This window comes from Brevundimonas sp. GW456-12-10-14-LB3, from assembly GCF_059424365.1.
In genome coordinates, this window is the sequence record NZ_JBWKZJ010000004.1 from 94,860 (window position 1) to 117,211 (window position 22,352).

The 22,352-nt window shown below is 68.3% G+C and carries 27 protein-coding genes; 17 read left to right on the plus strand and 10 right to left on the minus strand.

All coding sequences use genetic code 11. From position 1 onward, the window contains the following. Positions 1 to 25 precede the first annotated feature (25 nt). From AC07XS_RS03250 to AC07XS_RS03260, 3 genes are all read right to left on the minus strand, one after another. Positions 26 to 856 (minus strand): S1 family peptidase, encoded by an 831-nt coding sequence (locus AC07XS_RS03250; protein WP_182713391.1) that lies wholly within the window; start codon positions 854 to 856, stop codon positions 26 to 28. 19 nt (positions 857 to 875) lie between these two features. Then, entirely contained in the window at positions 876 to 1,316 is a 441-nt protein-coding gene (locus AC07XS_RS03255) for a DUF350 domain-containing protein (RefSeq protein WP_054764615.1), read from the minus strand. Positions 1,317 to 1,385: 69 nt separating this feature from the next. Next, on the minus strand, positions 1,386 to 1,718 hold the full coding sequence (locus tag AC07XS_RS03260; RefSeq protein ID WP_054764614.1) for a metalloregulator ArsR/SmtB family transcription factor: 333 nt from the start codon (positions 1,716 to 1,718) through the stop codon (positions 1,386 to 1,388). Positions 1,719 to 1,808: 90 nt separating this feature from the next. Here AC07XS_RS03260 and AC07XS_RS03265 point away from each other — a divergent pair, with 90 nt between their 5' ends. After that, entirely contained in the window at positions 1,809 to 2,720 is a 912-nt protein-coding gene (locus AC07XS_RS03265) for an acyl-CoA desaturase (RefSeq protein ID WP_182713390.1), read from the plus strand. Continuing rightward, the gene (locus tag AC07XS_RS03270) at positions 2,717 to 3,178 is read left to right on the plus strand and encodes a hypothetical protein (protein ID WP_054764612.1); all 462 of its coding nucleotides are present in this window, start codon (positions 2,717 to 2,719) and stop codon (positions 3,176 to 3,178) included. Before AC07XS_RS03265 ends, AC07XS_RS03270 begins: the two co-directional genes overlap by 4 nt. On the opposite strand, the gene rlmN is transcribed toward AC07XS_RS03270, so the two are convergent. Both rlmN and AC07XS_RS03280 read right to left on the minus strand, forming a co-directional pair. Further along, positions 3,150 to 4,310, minus strand: coding sequence for a dual-specificity RNA methyltransferase RlmN (gene rlmN, locus AC07XS_RS03275; protein WP_182713389.1), 1,161 nt, complete (start codon positions 4,308 to 4,310; stop codon positions 3,150 to 3,152). The two genes, AC07XS_RS03270 and rlmN, sit on opposite strands and share 29 nt — an antisense overlap. 80 nt (positions 4,311 to 4,390) lie before the next feature. Further along, positions 4,391 to 4,690: a DUF6356 family protein gene (locus tag AC07XS_RS03280; RefSeq protein WP_182713388.1), complete on the minus strand. Its 300-nt coding sequence runs from the start codon at positions 4,688 to 4,690 to the stop codon at positions 4,391 to 4,393. A gap of 159 nt (positions 4,691 to 4,849) precedes the next feature. Between AC07XS_RS03280 and AC07XS_RS03285 the strand changes: the two genes are divergently transcribed. Next, positions 4,850 to 6,235, plus strand: a complete 1,386-nt coding sequence (locus AC07XS_RS03285) for a trypsin-like peptidase domain-containing protein (protein ID WP_182713387.1) — start codon at positions 4,850 to 4,852, stop codon at positions 6,233 to 6,235. A 296-nt stretch (positions 6,236 to 6,531) separates the two neighbouring features. Next, positions 6,532 to 6,876, plus strand: a complete 345-nt coding sequence (locus AC07XS_RS03290) for a DUF2794 domain-containing protein (protein ID WP_182713386.1) — start codon at positions 6,532 to 6,534, stop codon at positions 6,874 to 6,876. 55 nt (positions 6,877 to 6,931) lie between these two features. Here the strand turns inward: AC07XS_RS03290 and AC07XS_RS03295 are convergent, their stop codons facing one another. After that, the gene (locus AC07XS_RS03295) at positions 6,932 to 7,681 is read right to left on the minus strand and encodes a Bax inhibitor-1/YccA family protein (protein ID WP_152949408.1); all 750 of its coding nucleotides are present in this window, start codon (positions 7,679 to 7,681) and stop codon (positions 6,932 to 6,934) included. 130 nt (positions 7,682 to 7,811) lie between these two features. Here AC07XS_RS03295 and thpR point away from each other — a divergent pair, with 130 nt between their 5' ends. Both thpR and AC07XS_RS03305 read left to right on the plus strand, forming a co-directional pair. Next, entirely contained in the window at positions 7,812 to 8,351 is a 540-nt protein-coding gene (gene thpR / locus AC07XS_RS03300) for an RNA 2',3'-cyclic phosphodiesterase (protein ID WP_152949407.1), read from the plus strand. Beyond that, positions 8,348 to 8,896: a GNAT family N-acetyltransferase gene (locus AC07XS_RS03305; RefSeq protein ID WP_182713385.1), complete on the plus strand. Its 549-nt coding sequence runs from the start codon at positions 8,348 to 8,350 to the stop codon at positions 8,894 to 8,896. Before thpR ends, AC07XS_RS03305 begins: the two co-directional genes overlap by 4 nt. A gap of 260 nt (positions 8,897 to 9,156) precedes the next feature. Here the strand turns inward: AC07XS_RS03305 and AC07XS_RS03310 are convergent, their stop codons facing one another. Beyond that, a complete protein-coding gene (locus tag AC07XS_RS03310) occupies positions 9,157 to 10,701 on the minus strand; it encodes a methyl-accepting chemotaxis protein (RefSeq protein WP_182713384.1) in 1,545 nt (514 codons plus the stop codon). 304 nt (positions 10,702 to 11,005) lie between these two features. On the opposite strand from AC07XS_RS03310, the gene AC07XS_RS03315 reads away from it, so the two are divergent. The 5 genes from AC07XS_RS03315 to mmcB all read left to right on the plus strand — a co-directional run bounded on the left by AC07XS_RS03315 (position 11,006) and on the right by mmcB (position 13,451). After that, entirely contained in the window at positions 11,006 to 11,524 is a 519-nt protein-coding gene (locus AC07XS_RS03315; RefSeq protein WP_054764605.1) for a lipocalin family protein, read from the plus strand. A 134-nt stretch (positions 11,525 to 11,658) separates the two neighbouring features. Beyond that, positions 11,659 to 12,192, plus strand: a complete 534-nt coding sequence (locus AC07XS_RS03320; RefSeq protein ID WP_182713383.1) for a carbonic anhydrase — start codon at positions 11,659 to 11,661, stop codon at positions 12,190 to 12,192. 109 nt (positions 12,193 to 12,301) lie between these two features. Then, positions 12,302 to 12,661, plus strand: a complete 360-nt coding sequence (locus AC07XS_RS03325; RefSeq protein WP_182713382.1) for a type II toxin-antitoxin system RelE/ParE family toxin — start codon at positions 12,302 to 12,304, stop codon at positions 12,659 to 12,661. Then, positions 12,658 to 12,948, plus strand: coding sequence for a helix-turn-helix domain-containing protein (locus tag AC07XS_RS03330; RefSeq protein ID WP_182713381.1), 291 nt, complete (start codon positions 12,658 to 12,660; stop codon positions 12,946 to 12,948). The genes AC07XS_RS03325 and AC07XS_RS03330 overlap by 4 nt, the downstream gene beginning before the upstream one ends. Before the next feature lie 47 nt (positions 12,949 to 12,995). Then, positions 12,996 to 13,451: a DNA repair putative endonuclease MmcB gene (gene mmcB, locus AC07XS_RS03335; RefSeq protein ID WP_054764603.1), complete on the plus strand. Its 456-nt coding sequence runs from the start codon at positions 12,996 to 12,998 to the stop codon at positions 13,449 to 13,451. Between the two features lie 342 nt (positions 13,452 to 13,793). Here the strand turns inward: mmcB and AC07XS_RS03340 are convergent, their stop codons facing one another. Beyond that, entirely contained in the window at positions 13,794 to 14,579 is a 786-nt protein-coding gene (locus tag AC07XS_RS03340) for a C40 family peptidase (RefSeq protein WP_182713380.1), read from the minus strand. 181 nt (positions 14,580 to 14,760) lie between these two features. Further along, positions 14,761 to 16,143, minus strand: coding sequence for a M17 family metallopeptidase (locus AC07XS_RS03345; RefSeq protein ID WP_182713379.1), 1,383 nt, complete (start codon positions 16,141 to 16,143; stop codon positions 14,761 to 14,763). Between the two features lie 76 nt (positions 16,144 to 16,219). On the opposite strand from AC07XS_RS03345, the gene AC07XS_RS03350 reads away from it, so the two are divergent. From AC07XS_RS03350 to AC07XS_RS03375, 6 genes are all read left to right on the plus strand, one after another. Further along, positions 16,220 to 17,083 (plus strand): tetratricopeptide repeat protein, encoded by an 864-nt coding sequence (locus AC07XS_RS03350; RefSeq protein ID WP_182713378.1) that lies wholly within the window; start codon positions 16,220 to 16,222, stop codon positions 17,081 to 17,083. Between the two features lie 51 nt (positions 17,084 to 17,134). Continuing rightward, on the plus strand, positions 17,135 to 17,800 hold the full coding sequence (locus tag AC07XS_RS03355) for an HAD-IA family hydrolase (RefSeq protein ID WP_182713377.1): 666 nt from the start codon (positions 17,135 to 17,137) through the stop codon (positions 17,798 to 17,800). A 50-nt stretch (positions 17,801 to 17,850) separates the two neighbouring features. After that, positions 17,851 to 18,306: an iron-sulfur cluster assembly scaffold protein gene (locus tag AC07XS_RS03360; RefSeq protein WP_182713376.1), complete on the plus strand. Its 456-nt coding sequence runs from the start codon at positions 17,851 to 17,853 to the stop codon at positions 18,304 to 18,306. Between the two features lie 79 nt (positions 18,307 to 18,385). Next, entirely contained in the window at positions 18,386 to 18,634 is a 249-nt protein-coding gene (gene yidD, locus AC07XS_RS03365; protein ID WP_054764596.1) for a membrane protein insertion efficiency factor YidD, read from the plus strand. Beyond that, positions 18,631 to 20,565 (plus strand): threonine--tRNA ligase, encoded by a 1,935-nt coding sequence (gene thrS / locus AC07XS_RS03370; RefSeq protein ID WP_182713375.1) that lies wholly within the window; start codon positions 18,631 to 18,633, stop codon positions 20,563 to 20,565. Before yidD ends, thrS begins: the two co-directional genes overlap by 4 nt. Positions 20,566 to 20,655: 90 nt before the next feature. Then, on the plus strand, positions 20,656 to 21,156 hold the full coding sequence (locus AC07XS_RS03375) for a YciE/YciF ferroxidase family protein (protein WP_182713374.1): 501 nt from the start codon (positions 20,656 to 20,658) through the stop codon (positions 21,154 to 21,156). A gap of 52 nt (positions 21,157 to 21,208) precedes the next feature. On the opposite strand, the gene AC07XS_RS03380 is transcribed toward AC07XS_RS03375, so the two are convergent. Beyond that, positions 21,209 to 22,351, minus strand: a complete 1,143-nt coding sequence (locus AC07XS_RS03380) for an AGE family epimerase/isomerase (protein WP_182713373.1) — start codon at positions 22,349 to 22,351, stop codon at positions 21,209 to 21,211. Between the last annotated feature and the right edge of the window lies 1 nt (position 22,352).

The window sequence follows — 22,352 nt, forward strand, 5'->3', positions numbered from 1 at the left end:
ATTTCATGGGGAGGAGACGAAGGCCTCAAATCGACAGACACACCACCTGCGCCACCCGCAGGTCCCGCCGCAGCGCATCCGCGACGCGGCCGTAATTGTCGATCGTCACCGGCTCGCCCAGGGCCGCCTCGTCCGCCCTCTGTTCGCCGCGAACGGCGGGGGCGAAGGATTCAGGCGCCGTCGTATAGATCCGGCCCCGACGCGGCGCCTCGGCGATGGTGACGCCCAGCACCCGCCCCCGCCCGTCCATCACCGGCGCGCCCGACAGGCCCGACAGGGTGCCGTTCAACCCGTCGGTCCGCCCGACCTCGGCCCAGGCCAGGACCGGCTCGTCATGGGCGCCGCGACCGAACACCTTCAGGGTCTCGCGGCCGAGCAGGCGCGACGTCACCTCTCCGGCCCGCCCCTGGGGAAAGCCGGGATGGAAGGCCCGCTGGCCCTTGCGCAGCGGGGCCTCGGCCGCGACCGGCAGGGCGGGCGGCCCGCCTTCGGTGATCAGCAGGGCCACATCGGCCCGGGGCGCCAGCCGAACGTCGGCGGCCACGGCGCGGTCGCCCCCCACCACCAGGGCCGGCCGACGACAGCCCTCGACCACATGGCGGGCGGTGACCCAGCGGCCGCGTCCGGCGATGGAGAAGGCGGTGCCGGACTGGGGCGTAAAGGGCGTGTCGGGCGCGTCCAGGGTGACGGCCGTGTCGAAGGGGGTGATGGGGCCCAGCAGGGCGCCCTCGATCTCGTCGGGCGGCGGCGGGGCGGGCGGGGCGTCGGCGTTTTCGCGCCGGCCCAGCGACACCGCCAGCAGCACGCCCGCCACCGCTCCGTAGATGGCCCAGTCCGGCAGGCGGGGGAATTGCATGACGCGATCCGTTCGCCGCTCAGCCGGTCAGGGCGGCCGACAGGATCAGGGCGGTCGCCAGCTTGGCCCCGACCAGGACCACCGAGGCCGCAACCTCGCCGTCCTTGATCCGCTGCGGCAGGCCGTGCAGCATCAGGTCCACAACCCGGAAGGCCAGCAACTGCAGCACCAGGGTCGCCACGCCCCAGATGGCCACGTCCCGCACCGAGGTCGAGACCGACAGGGAGACCGCCAGCGGAATGGCCAGACCCACCAGAATTCCAGCGAAGGCCACCGCCGCCGCCGGATTGCCCTCGCGGATCAGGGCGATCTCCTTCCACGGCGTCAGCAGGGCGTAGACCGTCGCCCCCGCCGCCAGCAGCAGCAGGGTCACGATCAGGTGCGTGACCATGACCGGAAAGCCCGAGGCGAAAGCCTGCACCTCGGCGCTCGACAGGACGTTCGTCAGTGAGGGGTCCATGTCTCTACGCCTTGCCCGATTGCCGCCCCAATCCGCAAGCGCGGCGAAGCAACACCTTGTGACGAAAGATTACAGGCCTGCGTCATCCGGCTTGTTCGCGCGCGCCTTGGCCAGGGCCGCGCTCTCGCGTTTCAACGGCTTGGCGACCGGGCAGACCTCCTGGACATAGCCGTTCAGGGTGTTGGTCAACTGGTCCGGCGCCAAGCTGTAATGGACGTACTGGCCCTTCTTCTCGCTGGTCACCAGACCCGCGACCTCGAGCACCGACAGGTGTTGGGACACCGCCGGCTTGGAGATCTCGAACTTGGCCGCAATCTCCCCGGCGGTCAGGTCCGCGTGGGCCAGATAGGCCAAGATCTTGCGGCGGACGGGACTGGAAAGGGCTTCGAACACGCGTTGCATGGGCGGTATTTAAGCGATTTGCTAAGCGCTTGCCAGCGGGTCATTTCAATGTTTAAGTGATTGCCTAATTACCTACGAAGGGAGGCCGACATGGACCACGCTGATCCCTGCGCCGTGAACAGTCTCGTCGAGACGCCCGGCTGCAGCCCGATCGAAGGCCGTGTCGTCTGGGACCCGCGTCACTCGCTGTGGAACGGCGCCATGTTGGCCGCCGCCCTGATCTTCGGCGCCAAGACCTTCAGCCTCGCCGCTGTCGCAGTCTTCGTCGTCGTGACAGGGACGACGCTTCTGCTGGGCCATTCGGTCGGATTTCACCGTCGGCTGATCCACGGCAGCTTCGATTGCCCGCTGTGGCTGGAGCGCGTCTTGGCCTGGTTCGGGACCCTGGTCGGCATGAGCGGCCCCTTCTGGATGATCCGCACCCACGACATCCGCGACTGGGCCCAGCGCCAGACCGACTGTCACGACTATCTGGCGCACCGGCGGCCGATGGCGGTCGACGCCTGGTGGCAGATGCACTGCCGGCTGGTGCTGGAACGGCCGCCCCAGTTCGAGCTGGGCCGGATCGGCCGCGATCCCTTCTATCGGTTCCTGGAACGGACCTGGATGCTGCAACAGCTTCCTGTCGCGGCGGCGCTGTGGCTGATGGGCGGCTGGGGTTTCGTGGTCTGGGGCGTCTGCGCCCGGGTCTCGGCCAGCGTCATCGGCCACTGGTTCGTCGGCCATCTGGCCCACCGTCGCGGTCCGCAAACCTGGCTGGTGCGCGAGGCGGGCGTCCAGGCCCATGACGTCCCCTGGGCCGCCATCCCCACCATGGGCGAGGCCTGGCACAACAACCACCACGCCTATCCCGGCTCGGCGAAGATCGGCCTCTACCCGGGCCAGAGCGACTGGGGGTTCCGGTTCATTCAATTGCTGGAACGGCTGGGTATGGCCTGGGATGTGCGGACGCCGGAAAGCATGGGTCCGAGACCTCTAAACAGAGTTGTGGCTAAGATATGATCAAGTCGATGTCGGATCGGCTTGGGACGCTCATCATTGCAAACGTCCTTGCCGCAAGCACCACAGCTGGAATGTCGGCCATAGGAATGTGGATCAGCATAATCGTTTCGCCCGGCGAAACTGGCTTGGGCAACGCCCTGGGCGGGGGACTTCTGTTCGGGCTGCTCGCAGCCCTCTACGGCTTCATAATCTCTTTCCCGGTCTATCTTGTTGGCCTGATCGTCGTCGGAATTCCAACTTGGTGGATTCTGCATAATTCAGGCCGAACCAGCGTAGGCGCCTTCTCGATTACGGCCGCAATCGAAAGCGTTATCGCGGGCGCAATCGTCTTTCGGCTTCTTGCCCCGGGCACGGAATTAGCCGCCCCACTGTTGGCGATCCCAGGCGGGCTGGCCGGATGGATCATTTGGAGGCGTAGTTACAGGCCGCTCACGCCGCCGCCTGCTCCGCCTTCCTGATTGCGCTCGCCCGCAGCTTCTCGCTTTCGGACTTCAGCTGGCCGCAGGCGGCCAGGATGTCGCGGCCGCGGGGGGTGCGGATGGGGCTGGCGTAGCCGGCGCGGTTCAGGATGGCGGCGAAGGCCTCGATCGTCTTCCAGTCCGAGCACTGGTAGTCCGTGCCGGGCCAGGGGTTGAACGGGATCAGGTTCACCTTGGCCGGTATGCCCTGGATCAGCTTGACCAGGGCGCGCGCCTCATCCGGGCTGTCGTTGACGCCCTTCAGCATGACATATTCGAACGTCACCCGCTTGGCGTTGCCCAGGCCCGGATAGGCGCGGATGGCGGCCATCAGCTGGTCCAGCGGATATTTCTTGTTCAGCGGCACCAGGACGTCGCGCAGCGGGTCGTTGGTGGCGTGCAGGCTGATGGCCAGCATGGTCCCGGTCCGCTCGCCCAGCTCGGGGATCATCGGCACCACGCCCGAGGTCGAGACGGTGATCCGCCGCCGCGAAATGGCGATCCCCTCATTGTCCGAGATGATGTCGATCGCGTCCGAGACATTGTCCAAATTGTAGAGCGGCTCGCCCATGCCCATGAAGACGATGTTGGACAGGCGGCGGTCTTCCTTGGGCGACGGCCATTCCTCCAGGTCGTCGCGGGCCACCTGGACCTGGGCCACGATCTCGGCGGCGGTCAGGTTGCGGACCAGCTTCTGGGTGCCGGTGTGGCAGAAGGTGCAGTTCAGGGTGCAGCCGACCTGGGACGAGACGCAAAGCGCCCCGGCCCGGCCGACGTCGGGGATGTAGACGGTCTCGATCTCTATGCCCGGGGCGGTGCGGATCAGCCATTTGCGGGTGCCGTCCTTCGACACCTGGCGTTCCACGATCTCGGGACGGGCCAAGGTGAAATGCTCGGCCAGTCTGGCCTGCATGTCCTTGGCCACATTGCTCATGGCCGCGAAGTCGGTGACGCCGTAGTGGTGGATCCAGCTCCATACCTGGCTGGCGCGCATCTTGGCCTTTTCAGGCGGGCAGACGCCCGCGTCGATCAACGCCTGGCGCAGGCCGGCGCGCGTCAGACCGGACAGGTTGACGGGGGCCTTCACGGCCGGCGCGTTCGAGACACGGGAAAGATCGAGCGTAATGCTCAAGGCGGCGATCCTGGATGCGGTTTAGCCCGCCTCTATAGCACAAACCCCGGCAATTGCATGACCGGGCGGGTCGGGGCGCGCTAAAGCCCCACGTCCCAGACCCCGGCGTCGCGCATCCGGCTCTGTTTCGCCTCCTCCGCCCGGCCGCCCATCTCCTGAGCCAGGCCGCGCACGGCGGTCGAGACCGTGGCCCTGTGCACGCCCGGAACCAGGGCGTGGGCGAAGGCGGCGCCCGCCAGCCGCAACAGGCGGAATCCGAAACCGGCCGAGGCCGCCATGTGCTGGAAATAGGTCTCGCCCACCTCGCGCGGATGATCGCGGAACAGACGGTCGAACGGCGTCGAACCCCCACGGGCGCGATCGATCGTCGTCTGGCTCATGCGGCGGCTCCCGGTGTTCGCCCGACGATGGTCACGCGGGAACGGTCGCCGCGCAAGCCCTGTTTCACGGATCCGACACGGCGGCCTTCGATCGGGACGGCGCCCATCGTCAGGTTGATCAAGTCGGGCTAAGGTCGCCGCTCGATCAAGGGACATTCTATGACGCTTCGCTTTTCGGCCGCCGCCTCCCTGACTGTCGCGACCGCCCTTTTGGCCTCCGCCGGCCCCGTCCTGGCCCAGTCGGCGCCCACCGTCCTGCCCTATGACGCGCGCCGCGGCGTCTTCAGCTTCGCCGCAGGTCTGGAAAGCTCGCTGCCGGCCGTGGTCAAGGTGACGACCCTGGGCCAGTCGCGCGGCCCCAGTTCCGATGCGGACGATCCCAAACCCTACGCCTCCGGCTCCGGCGTCGTCATCGACGCGGCCCAGGGCCTGGTGATCACCAACAACCATGTGGTCGAGAACGGGCGGAAATTCACCGTCGATCTGATCGACGGCCGGCTGTTCGACGCCGTCCTGGTCGGGGCGGACAAGGCCACCGACATCGCCGTCCTGCGGATCACGCCGGACGGACGGCCGCTGAACCTGAAACAGGTGCAGACGGTGGATTCCGACACCCTGCGGACCGGCGACCTGGCCTTCGCCGTGGGCTACCCTCTGGGCCTGGACCAGACCCTGACCATGGGGGTGATCTCGGGTCTGAACCGATCGGGCCTGGGCGATGCGGTGGAGGACTATATCCAGACCGATGCGGCCGTGAACTCGGGCAATTCGGGCGGGCCGCTGCTGGACAGCCGGGGCCGGCTGATCGGCATCAACACCGCCATCCTGTCGGGCGGCATGGGCGGGGGCAATGACGGCATCGCCTTCGCCGTGCCCACCCGCATCATGCTCTATGTCGCCGACCAGCTGCGCACCCAGGGCGAGGTCAAGCGCGGCGAGACCGGCGCCATCTTCGCCTCCCTGACGCCCGAGCAGGCGCGCCGGATGCGGCTGGGCATCGTGCGCGGCGCCGTGGTGGCCGATGTGGCCCCCGGCTCGCCCGCCGAACGCGCGGGCCTGCGCGAGGATGACGTCATCCTGCGCCTCCAGGGGCGACCGGTCGCCAACGCCGGCTCCATCAACGCCACCGTCGGCGTCGCCGCGCCGGGCTCCAGCCTGAGCGTCGTCTATCTGCGCGGAGGGCGCGAGGCCACGACCGCCCTCGCCGTCGAGCCGCCGGTCGAGGCCCCGGTCCAGGTCGGCGCGGATCGCGTCCTGGCCTATGGCGCCACCCTGCGGGATATGGAGGGCGAGGTTCAGGTTTCGGCCGTCGAGGCCGGCACGCCCGCCGCCCAGGGCGGCCTGCTGGCCGGCGACCTGGTCCTCGCCATCGACGGCGTTGCGACGGCGGACATCCGCGCGGCGGCTCGGGCGCTTGAGGCCGCAGCCGGCTCCGTCGCCCTGGAGGTGCGGCGCGGCGGCGACACCCAAACGATCACATTGGAGAAGACGCCCCGGGAGAAGACGGCTGAGGACAAGACGGCCGGGCAGAAGACGCCCGCCTGAGCGGCGCCGGCCGGGCTCCGGACAGCGAAACGCCCGCCTTGCCTGGGAGGGGGAGGGGATCGGCAGGGCGGGCGCTCGCTTGGAGGAAGCATCGGCCGCCGGAGCCCGTATTGGAAACATCCAGGGGGGCTGGGGGGGCTGTTCAGGATCCGGACGCTTCCGAACTCCGACGAGCCGATGATCGATATTTCACCGCCCAAACGGGCGGGCGAAGGACCGAAACGGGGCCATTTGGTGTCTGACGCGCTTTTTCCACCCCCTCTGGCGCCCCGCGCCGATGCGCCTAAGTTCAGATCATGAGCCTGACCCCGCACGAGGCGCCGCCCCCCTCTCCACAGGCCGGCCCGGTCTTTTTCGAACGGCGCGAGCTGGACCTGATCCTGCGGGTCTACGGCCGGATGGTGGCCCAGGGCGACTGGCGCGACTACGCCATGGTCGGCCACAAGGATTTCGCCGAATTCGCCGTCTTCCGCCGCTCGGGCGACGCCCCCCTCTACCGCATCGAAAAACGCCCGGCCCTGCAGACCCGCCAGGGCCAGTGGGCGATCATCGGCGAGGGCGGCCAGATCCTGAAACGCGGCCGCGACCTGGCCCAGGCCCTGCGGGTGTTCGACGGCCGGAAGTTCCAGGTGGTGGACTGACCAAAAAGAAAGGGCCCCGCGAGGGGCCCTTTCCGCATCCGTCTTGCGACCGATCTCAGTTCCGGTTGCCGCCCATGAAGGCCAGCAGGAACTGGAACAGGTTCACGAAGTTGATGAACAGGCTGAGCGCGCCGAAGCCCGTGGCCACGCCCATGGCGTTCTGGTCGCCGCCCAGGGCGTAGTAGGTCATCTTCAGACGCTGGGTGTCATAGGCGATCAGGCCCGCGAAGATCAGCACGCCCAGGCCCGAGATGATCAGATAGAAGGTCCCGGATTGCAGGAACATGTTGACGATCATGGCGATGATCAGCCCGATCACGCCCATGATCAGGAAGGTGCCCATGCCGGACAGGTCCTTCTTGGTGGTGTAGCCCACCAAGCTCAGACCGCCGAAGGCCGCCGCCGTGACCAGGAAGGTCGAGGCCAGCGAGGCGCCCGTATAGCGCAGGAACAGGATGCCCAGGCCCGCGCCGATCGAGGCCACCACGGCCCAGTACAGCAGGTTCACCCCCTTGGCCGTCGGGTTCTTCATGAAGAACATCGAACCGAACAGCAGAACCAGGGGCGAGAACTGGACCGCCATGCCCAGCACCGTCAGGCCGACGCGGCCGTCGGGCGTCACGCCGAACAGCAGCTGCTGCACCGCCGGCACATTGCCGGTGACATAGGCCAGGGCCGCCGCGACAACGAGGCCCAGGGCCAGCTTGTTGTAGACGCCCAGCATGAAGCTGCGCAGGCCGGCGTCGACCGACATGTCGGCCGTCTGCGGAAGCGGACGGGCGTAGCCGTTGTTGAAATCGCTCATGGCGACGAACCTTCTCCGATAGGCCGGGGAGACTTCCCCGGTCACAGGCCTTGAATATCGGAAGCCGAGGCTCCCAGTGCAAGGAAAACCGGACTTGGAAGCGGCGGTTCCGACCGCTACCAACAGTCGCATGTTGCGCCTGTTCACCGCCCTGACCCTGCCGCCGGACGTCGGCGAGACGCTTCAGCGGCGTCAGTCCGGCCTGCCCGGCGCCCGCTGGCGGCCGCTGGAGGCGCTTCACGTCACCCTGGCCTTCTACGGCGAGACCGACGAGCGGCGGGCCGACGACCTGGCGTCCGAACTGGCCCGCGTGGCCGGCGCCCCCTTCGAGATCGTGCTGAAGGGGGTCGGAGCCTTCGGCGACAACCATCGCAGCCACACGATTTGGGCCGGCGTCGAGACGCCCAACGAACCCCTCTCGGTCCTGGCCGGTCGCTGCAGGAAGGCGGGCGAGCGGGCGAACATCGTCCTGGAGAAGCGCGACTATCGCCCCCACGTCACCCTGGCCTATCTTAAGCCCCAGACCAATCCGGACCGGATCGGCGCCTGGATGGCGGGCCACAATCTGCTGCATTCGCCGCCGATCCGCATCGACCGTTTCGGCCTCTATTCCAGCGTCCTGACCGACGACGGCAGTCACTATGAGCTGGAGCGGGAGTATCTGCTGTGACCGAGATCCGCATCGAGACCGAACGGTTGACCCTGCGTCCCCCGAGGATGGAGGATTTTCCGCGTTGGGCCGAGTTCCAGGCCGATCCCGATGCGACGCGCTTCATCGGCGGCCCCAAGACGCCGGCCGAAACCTGGCGGATCATGGCGACCGTCGCCGGCGCCTGGAGCCTGACCGGCGAAAGCTTCTTCTCGGTGCTTGAGAAAACCACCGACCGGTGGCTCGGACGGATCGGGCCGTGGCGACCCCACGGCTGGCCGGGGCCGGAGGTCGGTTGGTCCCTGCACCCTGACGCCACGGGACGGGGCTATGCGCTCGAAGCCGCCGCCGCAGCCATCGACTACGCCTTCGACGTCCTGGGCTGGGACGAGGTGGTGCACACGATCGACCTCGACAATACGGCCTCGATCCGGCTGGCCGAACGGCTGGGCTCCACGGCGCGCGGCCCCACCCGCCTGCCCGAACCCTTCGCCGACCTGCCTGTCCATCTGTGGGGCCAGACGCGCGCCGACTGGGCCAGGAACCGCCTCGCCCTGGCGGGCTAGGGCCAATCTTCCCGCGTCAGCGGAAGGGAAAACGTCTGGCGGCGGAACGCCGATTGAGGGTGGGTTCATCACAACGGGGCACGACGAGGTCACGGCGAACACGGCGCGTTCAGACGGCGTCGTGACCGTTGTGAATCCGCCGTGATCGCTGTGATGAACCCGGTCGCCGCATCAAGGCCCTCTGACGCGGAAAGAGCGGCCTGACCGCAGTCAGCAGAATGTCGATTGAACCTAGAGCCGATCAGGCGCCGGGGGCGCCGTCAGAACTCTTCCCAGTCCTTGAGCGCAGTATTGCCCTGGGTGGCTCCGACCGCGACGGCGAGCCGTCTTTGGGCCTTGCCGACCGGATTGTCGGCCGGGGCGTGGCGGCCGGCCTGGGCCGGCTGAGGCCGGTTGGCGGCCTCTCCGGTCTGGAACCGCGCCACCAGCCGCTCCAGCTCGCCCGCCTCGTTGCGCAGATTGGCGGCGGCGGCGGTGGTCTCCTCCACCATGGCCGCGTTCTGCTGGGTGACCTGGTCCATCTGATTGACGGCGGTGTTGACCTCGTTCAGCCCCGTGGACTGTTCCTGCGACGACTGGGCGATTTCGGACACCAGCCCGTCGATGTCGGCGATCCGCTTGACGATCCCCCCCAGGGCCTTGCCTGTCTCTCCGACCAGTTTGACGCCGCGCTCGACCTGGGCCGTGCTGTTGGCGATCAGGGCCTTGATCTCGCGCGCCGCCTCGGCCGAGCGCTGGGCCAGGGCACGGACCTCCTGGGCGACGACCGCAAAGCCGCGCCCGGCGTCCCCGGCGCGCGCCGCCTCCACCCCTGCATTCAGGGCCAGAAGATTAGTCTGGAAGGCGATTTCGTCGATCACCCCGATGATGTTGGTGATCTGTTTGGAGCTTTCCTCGATCTCGCCCATGGCGGCGACCGCCTCCTGCATCTCCTCGCCTGAGCGGGCGGCGCCGACGGTGGCTTCGGAGGCGGCGGCGGAGGCCTGTCTGGCGCCCTCGGCGCTGCGTTTCACGGTGGCGGTGATCTGGTCCAGGGCGGCGGCGGTCTGTTCCAGACTGGCCGCCTGCTGTTCGGTGCGGCGCGACAGGTCGTCCGAGGCCGAGGCGATCTCATCCGAGCCGGCCCGCAGCCCGCTGGTGGAGGTCGAAATCGCGCTCATGGCCTCGCGCAGACTGTCGATCGCCGCGTTGAAATCGTCCTTGATCTGCTGATAGCGCCCGTTGAACGGCGCGGTGATCACCGCCGTCAGATCGCCGCGCGCCAGCCGGTTCAGACTGTCGGCCAGGGCGGCGACCACCGCATCCTGCTCCTCGGCGACGCGCCGCCGCTCCGCCTCGACCAGGGCGCGCTCCTCGTCGGCCTTGGCGTTCAGGATCTGGAAATAGTTGAACATGACGACGCTGGCGTCAGAAAAGACCGACCGCATCAGGCTGAGCATCAGGGCATGGTCGGCCTTCTCGTTCCAGGGCTTTTCCTTCATCAGCCCCGAGGCCAGACCGGCGGCGTAGGCCGCATAGGTCTTGCTCAAATAGGTCGCGTAATCGAGGCTGCTCGAGATGTTCTCGGTAATCACCGCCTGCTGTTCGAAATATTCGGGCGGAAAGTCGCCGCGCGAAATGAAGGCGAACTTCCGCTTCTCGTTCTCCCACACGTCACGAGGCAGGGCGTCCAGCGTCGGGTCGATTACGCGATAGGCGTCCAGCAGGGCCTGTTCGAGATGTTTGCCTGCGCGCTTATAGACCACTTCACCCACTTCACGCTGCTGCGCGTTCCAGGTGACGATTTTCTCGCTGATGTCAGACATTTCGTCTCGCCTTTCTAAATACTTTTGGGCCTAAGCATATGCGATATTGGCATCTCTATTTCGATTTACTGAGGCAATCGGCGCTCTTAACGAGGCGTGAACTTCATCCTGCCCCGCAGACCAAGGTTCGAGATGGCGGAGCGCCCCTGTCTCAGAACTGCGACAGGTGTCGGGATTTTTCGATTTCAGGCCCGGGCCGGCGCCTCGCTGCGGATTTCGCCCGGCTGAGGCGTCGCTGTGGGTGGAGGGCAACCGCGCCGCGCCGTCGGGCGTATCAAGGCGAGATCAACGAGAACAACGCCCAATGCTTCGCGCCACCCTAATCGCCGCCTCGCTCATCATTGCGCCGTCCGCAGCCCTGGCCCAGTCGCGCGCCGTCGATCTGGACCGGTTCGACGGCCGATGGTTCGAGATCGAGCGCAGCCACAACGACGTCCAGAAGGACTGCAGCCGGGCCCAGATCGACTTCACCCCCCAGAATCGGGCCGACCGCTACGGCATTGTCGTCACCTGCACCCGCCGCGCCGACGGCCGCAATGAGGTGCTGCGCGCCAACGCCCGGATCACCGATACGACGACCAACGCCAAGTTCCGCTTCACCCTGCCCGGCCTGCTCAGCTTCGGCGGCCTGGCGGGCCAGAACTACTGGGTGTGGGATCACGACCCGAACTACGACTGGGCCATCCTGGCCCTCCCGAACAAGTCGGACTGGTGGATCTGGCATCGTGACCAGAACGCCTCGGCGGCGGATCGCGCCCGCCTGCTGGCCCGCGCCAGGGCCCTGGGGCTGGACATGAGCCGGGTCGTCAGCACCGGCCGTTAAGCCTGATCGGTTGAGGCGGACCCGATGCGCGATCGTTAACGACAGGTTGTCAACCGGCTCCGGAAGGGTACGAACTATGCGCACTGAACGAACGCCGATACCCGTGATCGCCTGATCAATCCGGAGCGATCGCCATGCCCGACTGCTGCGCCCACACCCCGTCCCTGTCCCGCCGCGGCGCCTTCGGCCTCTTGGCCATGGCCGGCGGGGTCAGCCTTCTGTCCACCCTGGCGCCGGGCGTAGCCCGGGCGCGGGGCCATACGGAAATCCTGCTGCTGACCTGCATGGACTACCGCCTCACCGACGACACCGTCGCCTATATGGAAGGCCACGGTCTGCACGACAAATACGACCACGTCGTTCTGGCCGGCGCCTCCCTGGGCGCCCTGACCGACAAATTCCCCAGCTGGGGCCAGACCTTCTGGAGCCATCTGGACGTCGCCATCGACCTGCATCACATCCACAAGGTCGTGGTGATCGACCACCGCGACTGCGGCGCCTACAAGGTCATCCTGGGCGCCGAGACGGTGGACACTCCCGAAAAGGAACTGGCGGTCCATACGCAGGAGCTTCACGCCCTGCGCGACGCCATCAAACAGCGCCACCCCCATCTGGAGGTCGAACTGGCCCTGATGGGCCTGGACGGCCATGTCGAAGAGATCGCGTAAGGCGGAGATCGCCTAAGACGGGGCGCAATCTCGCACCCCGTCCTTCTCGGCCCAATTCAGTGTCGCCGCCGGATTGAAGTGTGGGCGTCATTGACGTATATCTCGGTCGATGCAGACGCGCCCGATCACCGTCGCCGAGACGCAGGCCTTCGTGCGCTCGGCCGGAACGATATGGAGCGATGAGGAACGGGCTGCGCTCATTGATTACGTGGCGCGCAATCCGGAAACAGGCGACCTGATCCCCGGCACGGGCGGCGTGCGCAAGCTGCGCTGGGGACGATCGGGCAGCGGCAAGCGCGGCGGCGCCAGGGTGATCTATTTCTATTATCGCCCCGACTGCCCGCTGTACCTGTTGCTGGCCTACGCCAAGGCGCAGGCGACCGATCTGACGTCGGATGAGAAAAGGACGGTGTCCGCATTGGCCGGCGCCATCAAGGCCGCTGCGGACAGAGAAGGAGACAGGCAATGAGCACCTTTGGACAGGATCTGATCGCAGCGATGCAGGAGGCCGCCGACCATGCGCGCGGCGCCGGCGAGCCGGCCGGCCTCCACACGATCGACGTTCCCAACGTGCGCGCGATCCGCGAGGGGCTGGGCCTGTCGCAACAGGCGTTCGCGACCGCCTATCGCATTCCCTTGGCGACGTTGAAGGGCTGGGAACAGGGCCGCCGTCAGCCGGATGCGACCGCCAGCGCCTATCTGTCGGTCATCGCCCGACTGCCGTCCCAGGCCCGCGACGCCCTGCGCGCGGCATGAATGATCTGCCGCTTGCGTTCGGAACATAGCCGGAACATAAAGTCGGCATGGCCGCCGCCGCCCTTCATCTCGAACTGGTCTTCAGCCGGCCGGAAACCACGCTTTCGGTCACGCGCGGGGCGGCGCGGCTGATGCTGGACCTGGGCTATGCGCCCTTGCTGGAGGTCGGCCTGCCCAATGGGCGACGCGCCGACGTCATGGCCCTGGGGCCGCGCGGCGACGTCGTCATCTGCGAGGTGAAGTCCGGCGTCGACGACTATCGCGTCGATCGCAAATGGCAGGCGTACGGCCCCTTCTGCGACGCCTTCTATTTCGCCGTGGCGCCCGAGTTTCCCCAGGACATTCTGCCCGAGGCGCCGGGGCTGATCGTCGCCGACGGCTTCGGCGGGGCGGTGGTGCGCGAGGCGCCGGCCACCCCCCTGGCGCCGGCCCGACGCAAGGCCCTGACCCTGGCCTTCGCCCGTCTGGGCGCCCTGCGGACCTTCCGCGACGAACGCCCCTAGTTTCGCAAGGAGTCCCTCGTCGATTCAATCGGTTGCGAAACAGGCCGGCGGTTCGACGCGACCGGGGCGCGGCCGGGGCTAGGCTGGCGATCCGGTCTTTGACATGGCGAACCGACTGAGAGGACGCCGACCGTCCTCCCCTCGCTAGATTCAATGCCGAATTTCAAAAATGAAACCGCCCGCCGCAGCCTGAACCGGACACATCGGACACATCGGACACATCGGACACATCGGACACATCGGACACATCGGACACATCGGACACATCGGACACATCGGACACATCGGACACATCGGACAGTCTTTTTAGGGGCGTCACAACCCCGACGGTCCCGCCCGGTCTCAGAGGCGGCGGAAGATCGCCGTCGCAAAGCCTTCGGCGGTCAGCCGGGCCTCGACCTCGGCGAGGGGTTCGATCAGAACCCCCTTGCCGCCCGTGGCGTGGATGATCCGTTCGGCGTCGATCATCAGGGCCGAATGGCCGGTCCAGTCATGGTCGCCGCCGGGCGCCAGCCAGATCACCAGGTCGCCGCGCGCCGGGGCCTCGGCCGACACGGCCCGGCCCAGCTCTGCCTGGGCGTCGGACCGGCGCGGCCCCGGCAGGCCGCAGGCCAGCAGGGCCTGCTGCACCAGACCCGAACAGTCGGTCGAGACCGAGGACCGGGCGCCCAGTTCATGCGGCCGGCCCAGCAGGCGTTCGGCCACGGAGACAGGATCCCGCTCAAAGGTTCCGATCGGCGCCAGGTCGGCGTCCGCAACGCCCTCCGCCGTCTCGACCACCAGGGCGTTCAGCGGCAGGGCCGCATCGACGGCGGCCACCCTTCGCGTCGGCAAGGCCGCGCCGGCTGACAGACTGTCCAGAACCACCCAGCCGACCACGCCGTCGCGGCGCGCCCGACCCCAGGCCCGGCCGTCCGCCCGATCCAGAACGTCGAAGATCTCGCCATGCAGAAGCTGGTCGATCCGCTCGCCCCCGTCCGACCAGACGTCGGCGACGGCTACGCGACAGGACATGGCTTCGGTCGCCCGATAGGCGGCCGCCCGCACAAGGCCCTCCAGCGCCTGTTCGGCCAGGTCCGGGCGGGCGAGACGATCGCCGGGCGGGAGAAGATCGAGGCGGTCGGTCAAACCTGGGCTCGCATTGGCTGAAGCGGCAGTCTTATCCCCGGAAGCCGAATCGGCCGTTAATGGGCGTCGCCTTCCTGTGGAATTCTTGTCTGCGCCCCGTCGTTTCCCCCAGTCTACGCCCCGGCTCGCCCGACGATGCGCCTCAGGGGGCGTGGACCTTCGGGCTGAGCCCGGCCTGACCTCAACCGCCGTAGCGCGCCTTCAGCACGGCGTAGCAGGCCCTTATGGCCTGGGCCTCTCCCCCTTCGGGGAAGCCGGGCCGGGCGCGGGGATTCCAGGCGAAGATGTCCATATGGGCCCAGGCGCCGCTGGCGGGGGCGAACCTTTGCAGGAACAGGGCGGCCGTGACCGACCCGGCTTGCGCCCAGGCCGAGGCGTCGTTCTTGATGTCGGCGATCTCGGTGTCCAGGGCGGCGCGATAGCTGGGCCACAGGGGCATGCGCCACAGGGGGTCGCCCACCGCCCGCCCTGCGGCCAGCAGATCGGCGGCCAGGGCCTCGTCATCCGTATAGAGGGGCGGCAGCTCCGGCCCCAGGGCGATCCGCGCCGCCCCCGTCAGGGTGGCGAAGTCCAGGGTCAGGTCGGGGGAATGCTCCCCCGCCCGCGTCAGGGCGTCGGCCAGGATCAGCCGCCCCTCCGCGTCCGTATTGCCGATCTCGATCGTCAGCCCTTTTCGGCTGTTCAGTATGTCGCCCGGCCGGAAGGCGTCGCCCGAAACCGCATTCTCCACCGCCGCCACGATGACCGCCAGCCGCACCGGCAGATCGGCCTGCATGACCAGCCGCCCCAGGGCCAGGGCGTGGGCGGCCCCGCCCATGTCCTTCTTCATATTGCGCATTCCGGCGGCCGGTTTCAGGTCCAGCCCCCCGGTGTCGAACACCACCCCCTTGCCGACCAGGGCCACCAGAGGCAGGTCGGTCCGGTCCAGCTTCCAGCCGATCTCGATCAGCCGCGGAGCGCGGTGCGGAGCGGCCGCACGACCGACCGCGTGGACCGCCGGATAGTTCGCCTCCAGCAGGGCCTCGCCGGTGGTCACGGTCACGGCAGCCCCCGCGCTCTCGGCGATCTCGCGGGCGATGGTCTCGATCTGCAGCGGCCCCATGTCGGCGGCGGGGGTGTCGACCATCTCGCGGGCCAGGGCGCAGGCGGCGACGATCCGCGTCGTCTCATCCAGGTCCAGCCCCTCGGGCGCGACCAGCCGAACCGGCGCCCGCTCCGGCCGGGCCTTGTAGCGGTCAAAGACATAGGCCCCCAGGAGGAAGGCCAGGGCCGCCGCCCGCGCCGTCTCGGGCTCGGCCTCCAGCCGGTACAAGCCGCCGGGCAGCCGCGCCGACAGGCCGCGCGCCAGGGCCGGATCGAAGGCCGCGCCGCTGCCCAGGAGCACCTGACCGATCCCTTCGCCCTCCGGCACGATCAGCAGTTCCCCGGCCTTGCCGGTGAAGCCGTGCCGTTCGCCCCAGGACTTCGCCGCCCCGTCCAGAACCGCGCCCGGCGCCGACAGGCGGATCGGAACGGCCCGCTCTCCGGCGTTCGCGGCGACCAGCAGGGGATGGGAGGCGAGCATGGCGAACCTTCTTAACCAAGAGTTGACGCGAACCGGCGATTCTGAGGCGGACCGAGGAACCGTCAGGACTCCCCCCATGTCGCCCATGCCCGCCCTTCTCGCAACCGTCGCCCTTCTCAGCCTGTCGGCGGCCCCCGCCGTCGCGGCCGCCCCGGTCCAGAGCCAGGGCGCGCCCCAGAACGCCGTCCAGAGCGGCGGTCAGAGCGCGACCCGCGCGCCCGCCTCGGCCGAGGTCCGCGCCGCCTATGATCGGATGGACGCCCTGGCGCGTTCGGTCTTCTGGTCGGGCGAGCACGACCTGAACCCGGCCGATCCCGTGGCGGCGATCAAACTGGCCCAGGCCCTGCGCGAACTGGGCCGCTATGATCAGGCCGCCCAGACGGCCGAGGCCCTGCTGGCCCTCCAGCCCGCCAATCTGGACGCCCTGCTGGAGCTGGGCCGCGCCCACATCGGCCGGGGCCAGGCCTTCTACGGCATCGCCCCGCTGGAAAAGGCCCGCGACCTGGCGCCCCGCGACTGGCGGCCCTATTCGCTGCTGGGCGTGGCCTATGAGCAGGTGCGCCGGTTCGACGACGCGCGCGCGGCCTGGAACCAGGCCCTGGTCCTGTCGCCCGACAATCCCGACGTCCTGACCAACGCCGCAACGGCGGCCCTGACCCACGGCGACGCCCCCGGCGCCGAGGCCCTGCTGCGACGGGCTGCGGCCCAGCCGACGGCCTCCAGCAAGGTGCGCCAGACCCTGGCCATGACCCTGGGCCTGCAAGGCAAGATGGGCGAGGCCGAACAGATCCTGCGCCGCGAACTGCCCCCCGAGCTGGCCGATCAGAACCTGGCTTGGCTGGCGGCGCGCAATACGCCGGCCGCGCCCCAGCCGGAGGTCGCCTCCGCCCCATCGACCAGCGAAACCGCCCGCACCTGGTCCTCCTTGAAAGGCGGCTGATCGGCAGGAACGTCGGCTTGCCGCCCGGCCGGCGCCGTGCTGGATAGGGGCATGACCGTCTCCCCCGGGTCCGCCCCCCGCGCCTATCGCGCCTTCCTGTTCGACATGGACGGCACCCTGATCACCTCCACCGCAGCGGCCGAGCGCGTCTGGACCCGCTGGGCCGAACGGCACGGGATCGACCCGGTCGCCTTCATCCCCACGATCCACGGGGTGCGCACCGCCGACACCATCCGCCGCCAGAACCTGCCGGGCGTCGACCTGGCGGCCGAGGTCGCCTGGGTGGAACGGGGCGAGATCGAGGATGTCGAGGGCGTCGCCCCCATTCCCGGCGCGATCGACTTCGTCAAACGCCTGCCGCCCGACCGCTGGGCCGTGGTCACCTCGGCCACGGCGCCCCTGGCCCAGGCCCGGCTCAAGGCCGCAGGGGTCGAACCGCCCGCCGTCCTGATCACGGCCGAGGACGTGGAACGCGGCAAGCCCGATCCCGCCGGCTATCGGCTGGCGGCGCAGAGGCTGGGCGTGGACGTCGCCGACTGTCTGGTGTTCGAGGACGCCCCGGCCGGTATTGCGGCCGGCGAGGCGGCCGGGGCGGAGGTTCTGGTGGTGACCGCGGCCTGGTCCCACCCGCTGGAGACGCCCCATCCGCAGCTGTCCGACTATGGAACCGCGACCCTGGTGGTCGAGGCGGACGGCGGTCTGACGCTGAGCGTCTAGCGGACGTTTCACGCCTTCCACTCGCCCCTTGAGCCCCCTATCTTTCGGCCATGATCGACGACCTCTACAGCGCGCGCATCCTGACCCTGGCGGCGAACCTGCCCCATGCGGGTCGGCTGGCGTCGCCGGAAGGGACCGGCGAGCGGGTCGCCAAACTGTGCGGCTCGCGCGCGATCGTCGATGTGAGCCTGGACGACCAGGGGCGGGTCATGGACTTCGCCCAGGACGTCAAGGCCTGCGCCCTGGGCCAGGCGGCCGCCGGCGTGCTGGGCCAGTCCGTCCTCGGCGCCTCGGCGGATGAGATCAGGGAGGCCCGCGACGCCATGACCGCCATGCTGAAGTCCGGCGGCGAAGGCCCCGACGGCCGTTTCGAAGGGCTCCGCGTCCTGAAACAGGTCGCCGACTATCCCGCCCGTCACGCCTCGACCCTGGTGGCGATCGAGGCGACGCTTGAGGCGGTCGATCAGGCCCTGGCGGGGCGAACTCGTCTCGCCGGCGCGGCCTGACGGGCTCTGACCGGTTGATCCCCCTGCTGTGACAGGGGATAAGCGCGGCGAACCCATCCAGCCCCCGGCGAAGGGACAAATGTCTCTCTATGAACGCGGCGTCCGCGCGGCCCATCGAGGCTACAAGTTGACGCTGTCTCCCCTGATCGGCCAGCAGTGCCGGTTCCTGCCGACCTGTTCGGACTATGGGCGCGACGCCCTGATCCGGCACGGGCCGCTCAAGGGGGGATGGCTCACCGTGCGTCGCCTCTGTAAATGCCATCCCTTCGGCGGTTCGGGTTATGACCCGGTCCCGCCCCTGAAGACCGACGAAAAAGAACAGTCATGATCGATCTGAAATTCCCCGACGGCGCGGTGCGTCAGTATCCGGCCGGTTCGACGGCGCGGGACGTGGCGACTTCGATCTCGCCGTCCCTGGCAAAGAAGGCCGTGCTGGCCGAGCTGAACGGCGAGCAGCGCGACATGGGCCGGGTGCTGGAGACGGGCGGCGACTTCCGCCTGATCATGCGCGACGATCCCGAGGCCCTCTACACCATCCGCCACGACACGGCCCACGTCCTGGCCGAGGCGGTCCAGACCCTGTTCCCCGGCGCCCAGGTCACCATCGGCCCGGCCATCGAGGACGGCTTCTATTATGACTTCTACCGCGAAGAGCCCTTCTCGACCGACGACTTCGCCGCCATCGAGAAGGAGATGGCCCGGATCGTCGATCGCGACGCCAAGTTCGAGCGCGAGGTCTGGGACCGCGACGAGGCCATCGTCTTCTTCGAGGCGCGGGGCGAGAAGTTCAAGGCCGAGCTGATCCGCGACCTGCCCGAGAACGAGACCATCACCCTGTACAAGCAGGGCGACTGGATCGACCTGTGCCGCGGGCCGCACTTCCCCTCGACCCGCCACGTCGGCAAGGCCTTCAAATTGACCAAGCTGGCCGGCGCCTATTGGCGCGGCGACTCCAAGCGCGAACAGCTGCAGCGCATCTACGGCACCGCCTGGGCGACCAAGGAGGACCTGGACGCCTATCTGCAACGGCTCGAAGAGGCCGAAAAGCGCGACCACCGCAAGGTCGGCAAGGCCATGGAGCTCTTCCACATGCAGGAAGAGGGCCGGGGCATGGTCTTCTGGCATCCCAAGGGCTGGGTGCTGTGGCGGGTGCTCGAGGCCTATATGCGCCGCCGCCTGGACGCCGCCGGCTATGTCGAGGTCAAGACCCCTCAGGTTCTGGACCGCAAATTCTGGGAGGCCTCAGGCCACTGGGACAAGTACCGGCCCAATATGTTCGTCTGCGAAACGGTCGAGGGCGAGACCCTGAGCCTGAAGCCGATGAACTGCCCCGGCCACGTCCAGATCTTCGACCAGGGCCAGCGCTCCTATCGCGAACTGCCGCTGCGCATGGCCGAGTTCGGCGCCTGCCACCGCTATGAGCCGTCGGGCTCGCTGCACGGCCTGATGCGGGTGCGCGGCTTCACCCAGGACGACGCCCACATCTTCTGCCGCGAGGACCAGATCGTCGAGGAGACGGCCGAGTTCATCAAACTGTGCCGCAGCGTCCATGCGGATCTGGGCATGGAGACGGCCTACATCAGCCTGGGCACGCGGCCCGAGCAACGCGCCGGCACCGACGAATTCTGGGACAAGGCCGAGGCCCAGATGCTGGAGGCCGCCCGCGCCGCCGGCTCCGAGCCGGTCGTCACCCCGGGCGACGGCGCCTTCTACGCGCCCAAGCTGGACTTCATCGTCAAGGACGCCATCGGCCGCGAATGGACCTGCGGCACGATCCAGCTGGACTACGTCCTGCCGGAACGCCTGGATGCGACCTATATCGCCGAGGACGGCCAGAAGCACCGGCCGGTCATGCTGCACCGGGCGATCCTGGGATCGTTCGAGCGGTTCATCGGCATCATGATCGAGAACTACGCCGGCGCCTTCCCCCTGTGGCTGGCCCCGGTCCAGGCGGTGGTCGCCACCATCACCTCGGACGCCGACGACTACGCCCGCGAGGTCATGGACCGGTTCAAGGCGGCGGGCCTGCGCACCGAGATCGACCTGCGTAACGAGAAGGTCGGCTACAAGGTCCGCGAACACTCGGTCGGCAAGGTCCCGGTCATCGCCGTCGTCGGCCGCAAGGAGGCCGAAGAGGGCAAGGTCGCCATCCGCCGCCTGGGCTCCCAGGAGCAGACGGTGGTGACGGTCGAGGAGGCCATTCGCCTTCTGACCGACGAGGCCACGCCGCCGGATCTGAAGCGGGCGACGACCGCCTAAGCCCGGATTCCGACACAGGAACATAAGCCGGCCTGATCGCTTGTGATGGGGTGCGCCCCCGCGCCCCATCACCATTGCGAGAGACGATCCATGGCCGAGAAAACCCTCGACACCCTGTTCCACGACACGCTCAAGGACATCTATTACGCTGAGCGCAAGATCCTGAAGTCCCTGCCCAAGATGGCCCGCGCCGCCCAGTCGCCCGAGCTGAAGGCGGCCTTTGAAAAGCACAAGGACCAGACTGAAGGTCAGATCGAACGCCTGCAGCAGGTGTTCGAAATCATCGGCAAGGCCCCCCGCGGCAAGACCTGCGACGCCATCGAAGGCATTCTGGCCGAGGGCGACGAGATCATGGAAGAATACAAGGACAACCCGGCCCTCGACGCCGGCCTCCTGGCCGCCGCCCAGGCGGTGGAGCACTATGAGATCACCCGCTACGGCACGCTGAAGCGCTGGGCCAATGTCCTGGGTCTGAAGCACGCCGTCGCCCTGCTGGACGAGACCCTGCAGGAAGAATCCCAAACCGACGAAGACCTGACCGGCATCGCCGACGCCGCCGTCAACAAGGACGCGATGAAGAGCGCCGCCTGAGACCCTTGAAGCGAGGCGGGAGGCGGGGCTGCGCCCCCTCCCGCCCTTCGTCCTAAAGGTCCGCCCGCTCCAGCTCGGCCACGGCCGTGGCGATGTGATAGAGCGAACTGGCCGGGACCGGGGTGTCCAAAAAGCCGCCCGCCCCCGGATCCCATTGTTCGAACCAGAGACCGGGCGTCGGGGTGTTCAGGAACCGGCTCAGCGCCCCCCAGGCGTCAGGCCAGCTTGGCGCCAAGGCCGGGACGCGCAGAGCCGCCTTCAGCCATTCACCGTGCGGCCAAAGCCGGACGCCCGCGACGGCGACCGCGCCGTCCTCGAACACCTCGCCCCGCAACAGGCCCGACGCCGGGTCCAGGCCGTGCGCAAGGGCGAACCGCCCCAGCCGCTCGGCCTCGCCGTCGGCGCCTGCGCTCGTGTCCATGCCCAGCCGCTGCGCCTCCCGCAACAGCCAGGCCCATTCCATCTGATGACCCGGCTCGACCACGGCCCGCCCTTTCGGCCGCAGCGGGGCCGTCAGATCGTCCTGAAAATACTCAAACAGAAGCCCCCGCGCCCCGTCCATGAACCGTCGCCGACACAGGCCGACCAGTTCCGCCGCCAGGGCCGAGAAGGCAGGGTCCGGCATATGTTCGACACAGGCCAGGGCCGCCTCCAGCAGATGCATGTGCGGATTCTGCCGACGCGGGGCGCGCGGCGGCAGGGCCTCGACATAGCCGCCTGCTGGATGGCGCATGGACGTTTGGATGAAGTCTAAGAGCGCCAGGGCCTCCGCCTTCAACCGACCGTCCCTCGTCAGCCTATAGGCATGGGCCAGGGCGAAGAGGACAAAGGCCAGGTCGTACAGATCGCGCGTCTGATCCAGGCCCTCCCCGTCCAAGTCCAGTCGACTGATGAAGCCGCCGTCCGGATGGCGGGCGCGGTTCAGCAAAAAATCCAGACCATGCTCAACCGCCGCGCCGGCGTCCGAGACGCCGCGCTGCGCCCCCTGGGAAAAGACATAGATCTGGCGGCTCAACACCCGCAGCCGCTTATAGTCGTGGACCGGGCTGAGGTCGTGGTGAGACAGGGCCTCATAGAAGCCGCCACGCCGACGATCGACGCCGTGTTCCAGCCACAGCGGCAGGGCCGTCTCGTAAAGCCAAGCTGTCGCCTGGCGCGACGCGGCCTTCAGCTCGGTGCTGGGATCGGGGCTCATA

Bases quoted from the DNA above. Each gene is read 5' to 3' on its own strand.
- AC07XS_RS03330 (WP_182713381.1), top strand. From the start codon at position 12,658: ATGAGCACCTTTGGACAGGATCTGATCGCAGCGATGCAGGAGGCCGCC.
- AC07XS_RS03315 (WP_054764605.1), top strand. From the start codon at position 11,006: ATGCTTCGCGCCACCCTAATCGCCGCCTCGCTCATCATTGCGCCGTCC.
- thrS (WP_182713375.1), top strand. From the start codon at position 18,631: ATGATCGATCTGAAATTCCCCGACGGCGCGGTGCGTCAGTATCCGGCC.
- AC07XS_RS03380 (WP_182713373.1), bottom strand. From the start codon at position 22,351: ATGAGCCCCGATCCCAGCACCGAGCTGAAGGCCGCGTCGCGCCAGGCG.
- thpR (WP_152949407.1), top strand. From the start codon at position 7,812: ATGTTGCGCCTGTTCACCGCCCTGACCCTGCCGCCGGACGTCGGCGAG.
- AC07XS_RS03265 (WP_182713390.1), top strand. From the start codon at position 1,809: ATGGACCACGCTGATCCCTGCGCCGTGAACAGTCTCGTCGAGACGCCC.
- mmcB (WP_054764603.1), top strand. From the start codon at position 12,996: ATGGCCGCCGCCGCCCTTCATCTCGAACTGGTCTTCAGCCGGCCGGAA.
- AC07XS_RS03250 (WP_182713391.1), bottom strand. From the start codon at position 856: ATGCAATTCCCCCGCCTGCCGGACTGGGCCATCTACGGAGCGGTGGCG.
- AC07XS_RS03375 (WP_182713374.1), top strand. From the start codon at position 20,656: ATGGCCGAGAAAACCCTCGACACCCTGTTCCACGACACGCTCAAGGAC.
- AC07XS_RS03260 (WP_054764614.1), bottom strand. From the start codon at position 1,718: ATGCAACGCGTGTTCGAAGCCCTTTCCAGTCCCGTCCGCCGCAAGATC.
- AC07XS_RS03270 (WP_054764612.1), top strand. From the start codon at position 2,717: ATGATCAAGTCGATGTCGGATCGGCTTGGGACGCTCATCATTGCAAAC.
- AC07XS_RS03360 (WP_182713376.1), top strand. From the start codon at position 17,851: ATGATCGACGACCTCTACAGCGCGCGCATCCTGACCCTGGCGGCGAAC.
- AC07XS_RS03345 (WP_182713379.1), bottom strand. From the start codon at position 16,143: ATGCTCGCCTCCCATCCCCTGCTGGTCGCCGCGAACGCCGGAGAGCGG.
- AC07XS_RS03290 (WP_182713386.1), top strand. From the start codon at position 6,532: ATGAGCCTGACCCCGCACGAGGCGCCGCCCCCCTCTCCACAGGCCGGC.
- yidD (WP_054764596.1), top strand. From the start codon at position 18,386: ATGTCTCTCTATGAACGCGGCGTCCGCGCGGCCCATCGAGGCTACAAG.
- AC07XS_RS03325 (WP_182713382.1), top strand. From the start codon at position 12,302: ATGCAGACGCGCCCGATCACCGTCGCCGAGACGCAGGCCTTCGTGCGC.
- AC07XS_RS03320 (WP_182713383.1), top strand. From the start codon at position 11,659: ATGCCCGACTGCTGCGCCCACACCCCGTCCCTGTCCCGCCGCGGCGCC.
- AC07XS_RS03280 (WP_182713388.1), bottom strand. From the start codon at position 4,690: ATGAGCCAGACGACGATCGATCGCGCCCGTGGGGGTTCGACGCCGTTC.
- AC07XS_RS03350 (WP_182713378.1), top strand. From the start codon at position 16,220: ATGTCGCCCATGCCCGCCCTTCTCGCAACCGTCGCCCTTCTCAGCCTG.
- AC07XS_RS03295 (WP_152949408.1), bottom strand. From the start codon at position 7,681: ATGAGCGATTTCAACAACGGCTACGCCCGTCCGCTTCCGCAGACGGCC.
- AC07XS_RS03255 (WP_054764615.1), bottom strand. From the start codon at position 1,316: ATGGACCCCTCACTGACGAACGTCCTGTCGAGCGCCGAGGTGCAGGCT.
- AC07XS_RS03285 (WP_182713387.1), top strand. From the start codon at position 4,850: ATGACGCTTCGCTTTTCGGCCGCCGCCTCCCTGACTGTCGCGACCGCC.
- AC07XS_RS03310 (WP_182713384.1), bottom strand. From the start codon at position 10,701: ATGTCTGACATCAGCGAGAAAATCGTCACCTGGAACGCGCAGCAGCGT.
- AC07XS_RS03355 (WP_182713377.1), top strand. From the start codon at position 17,135: ATGACCGTCTCCCCCGGGTCCGCCCCCCGCGCCTATCGCGCCTTCCTG.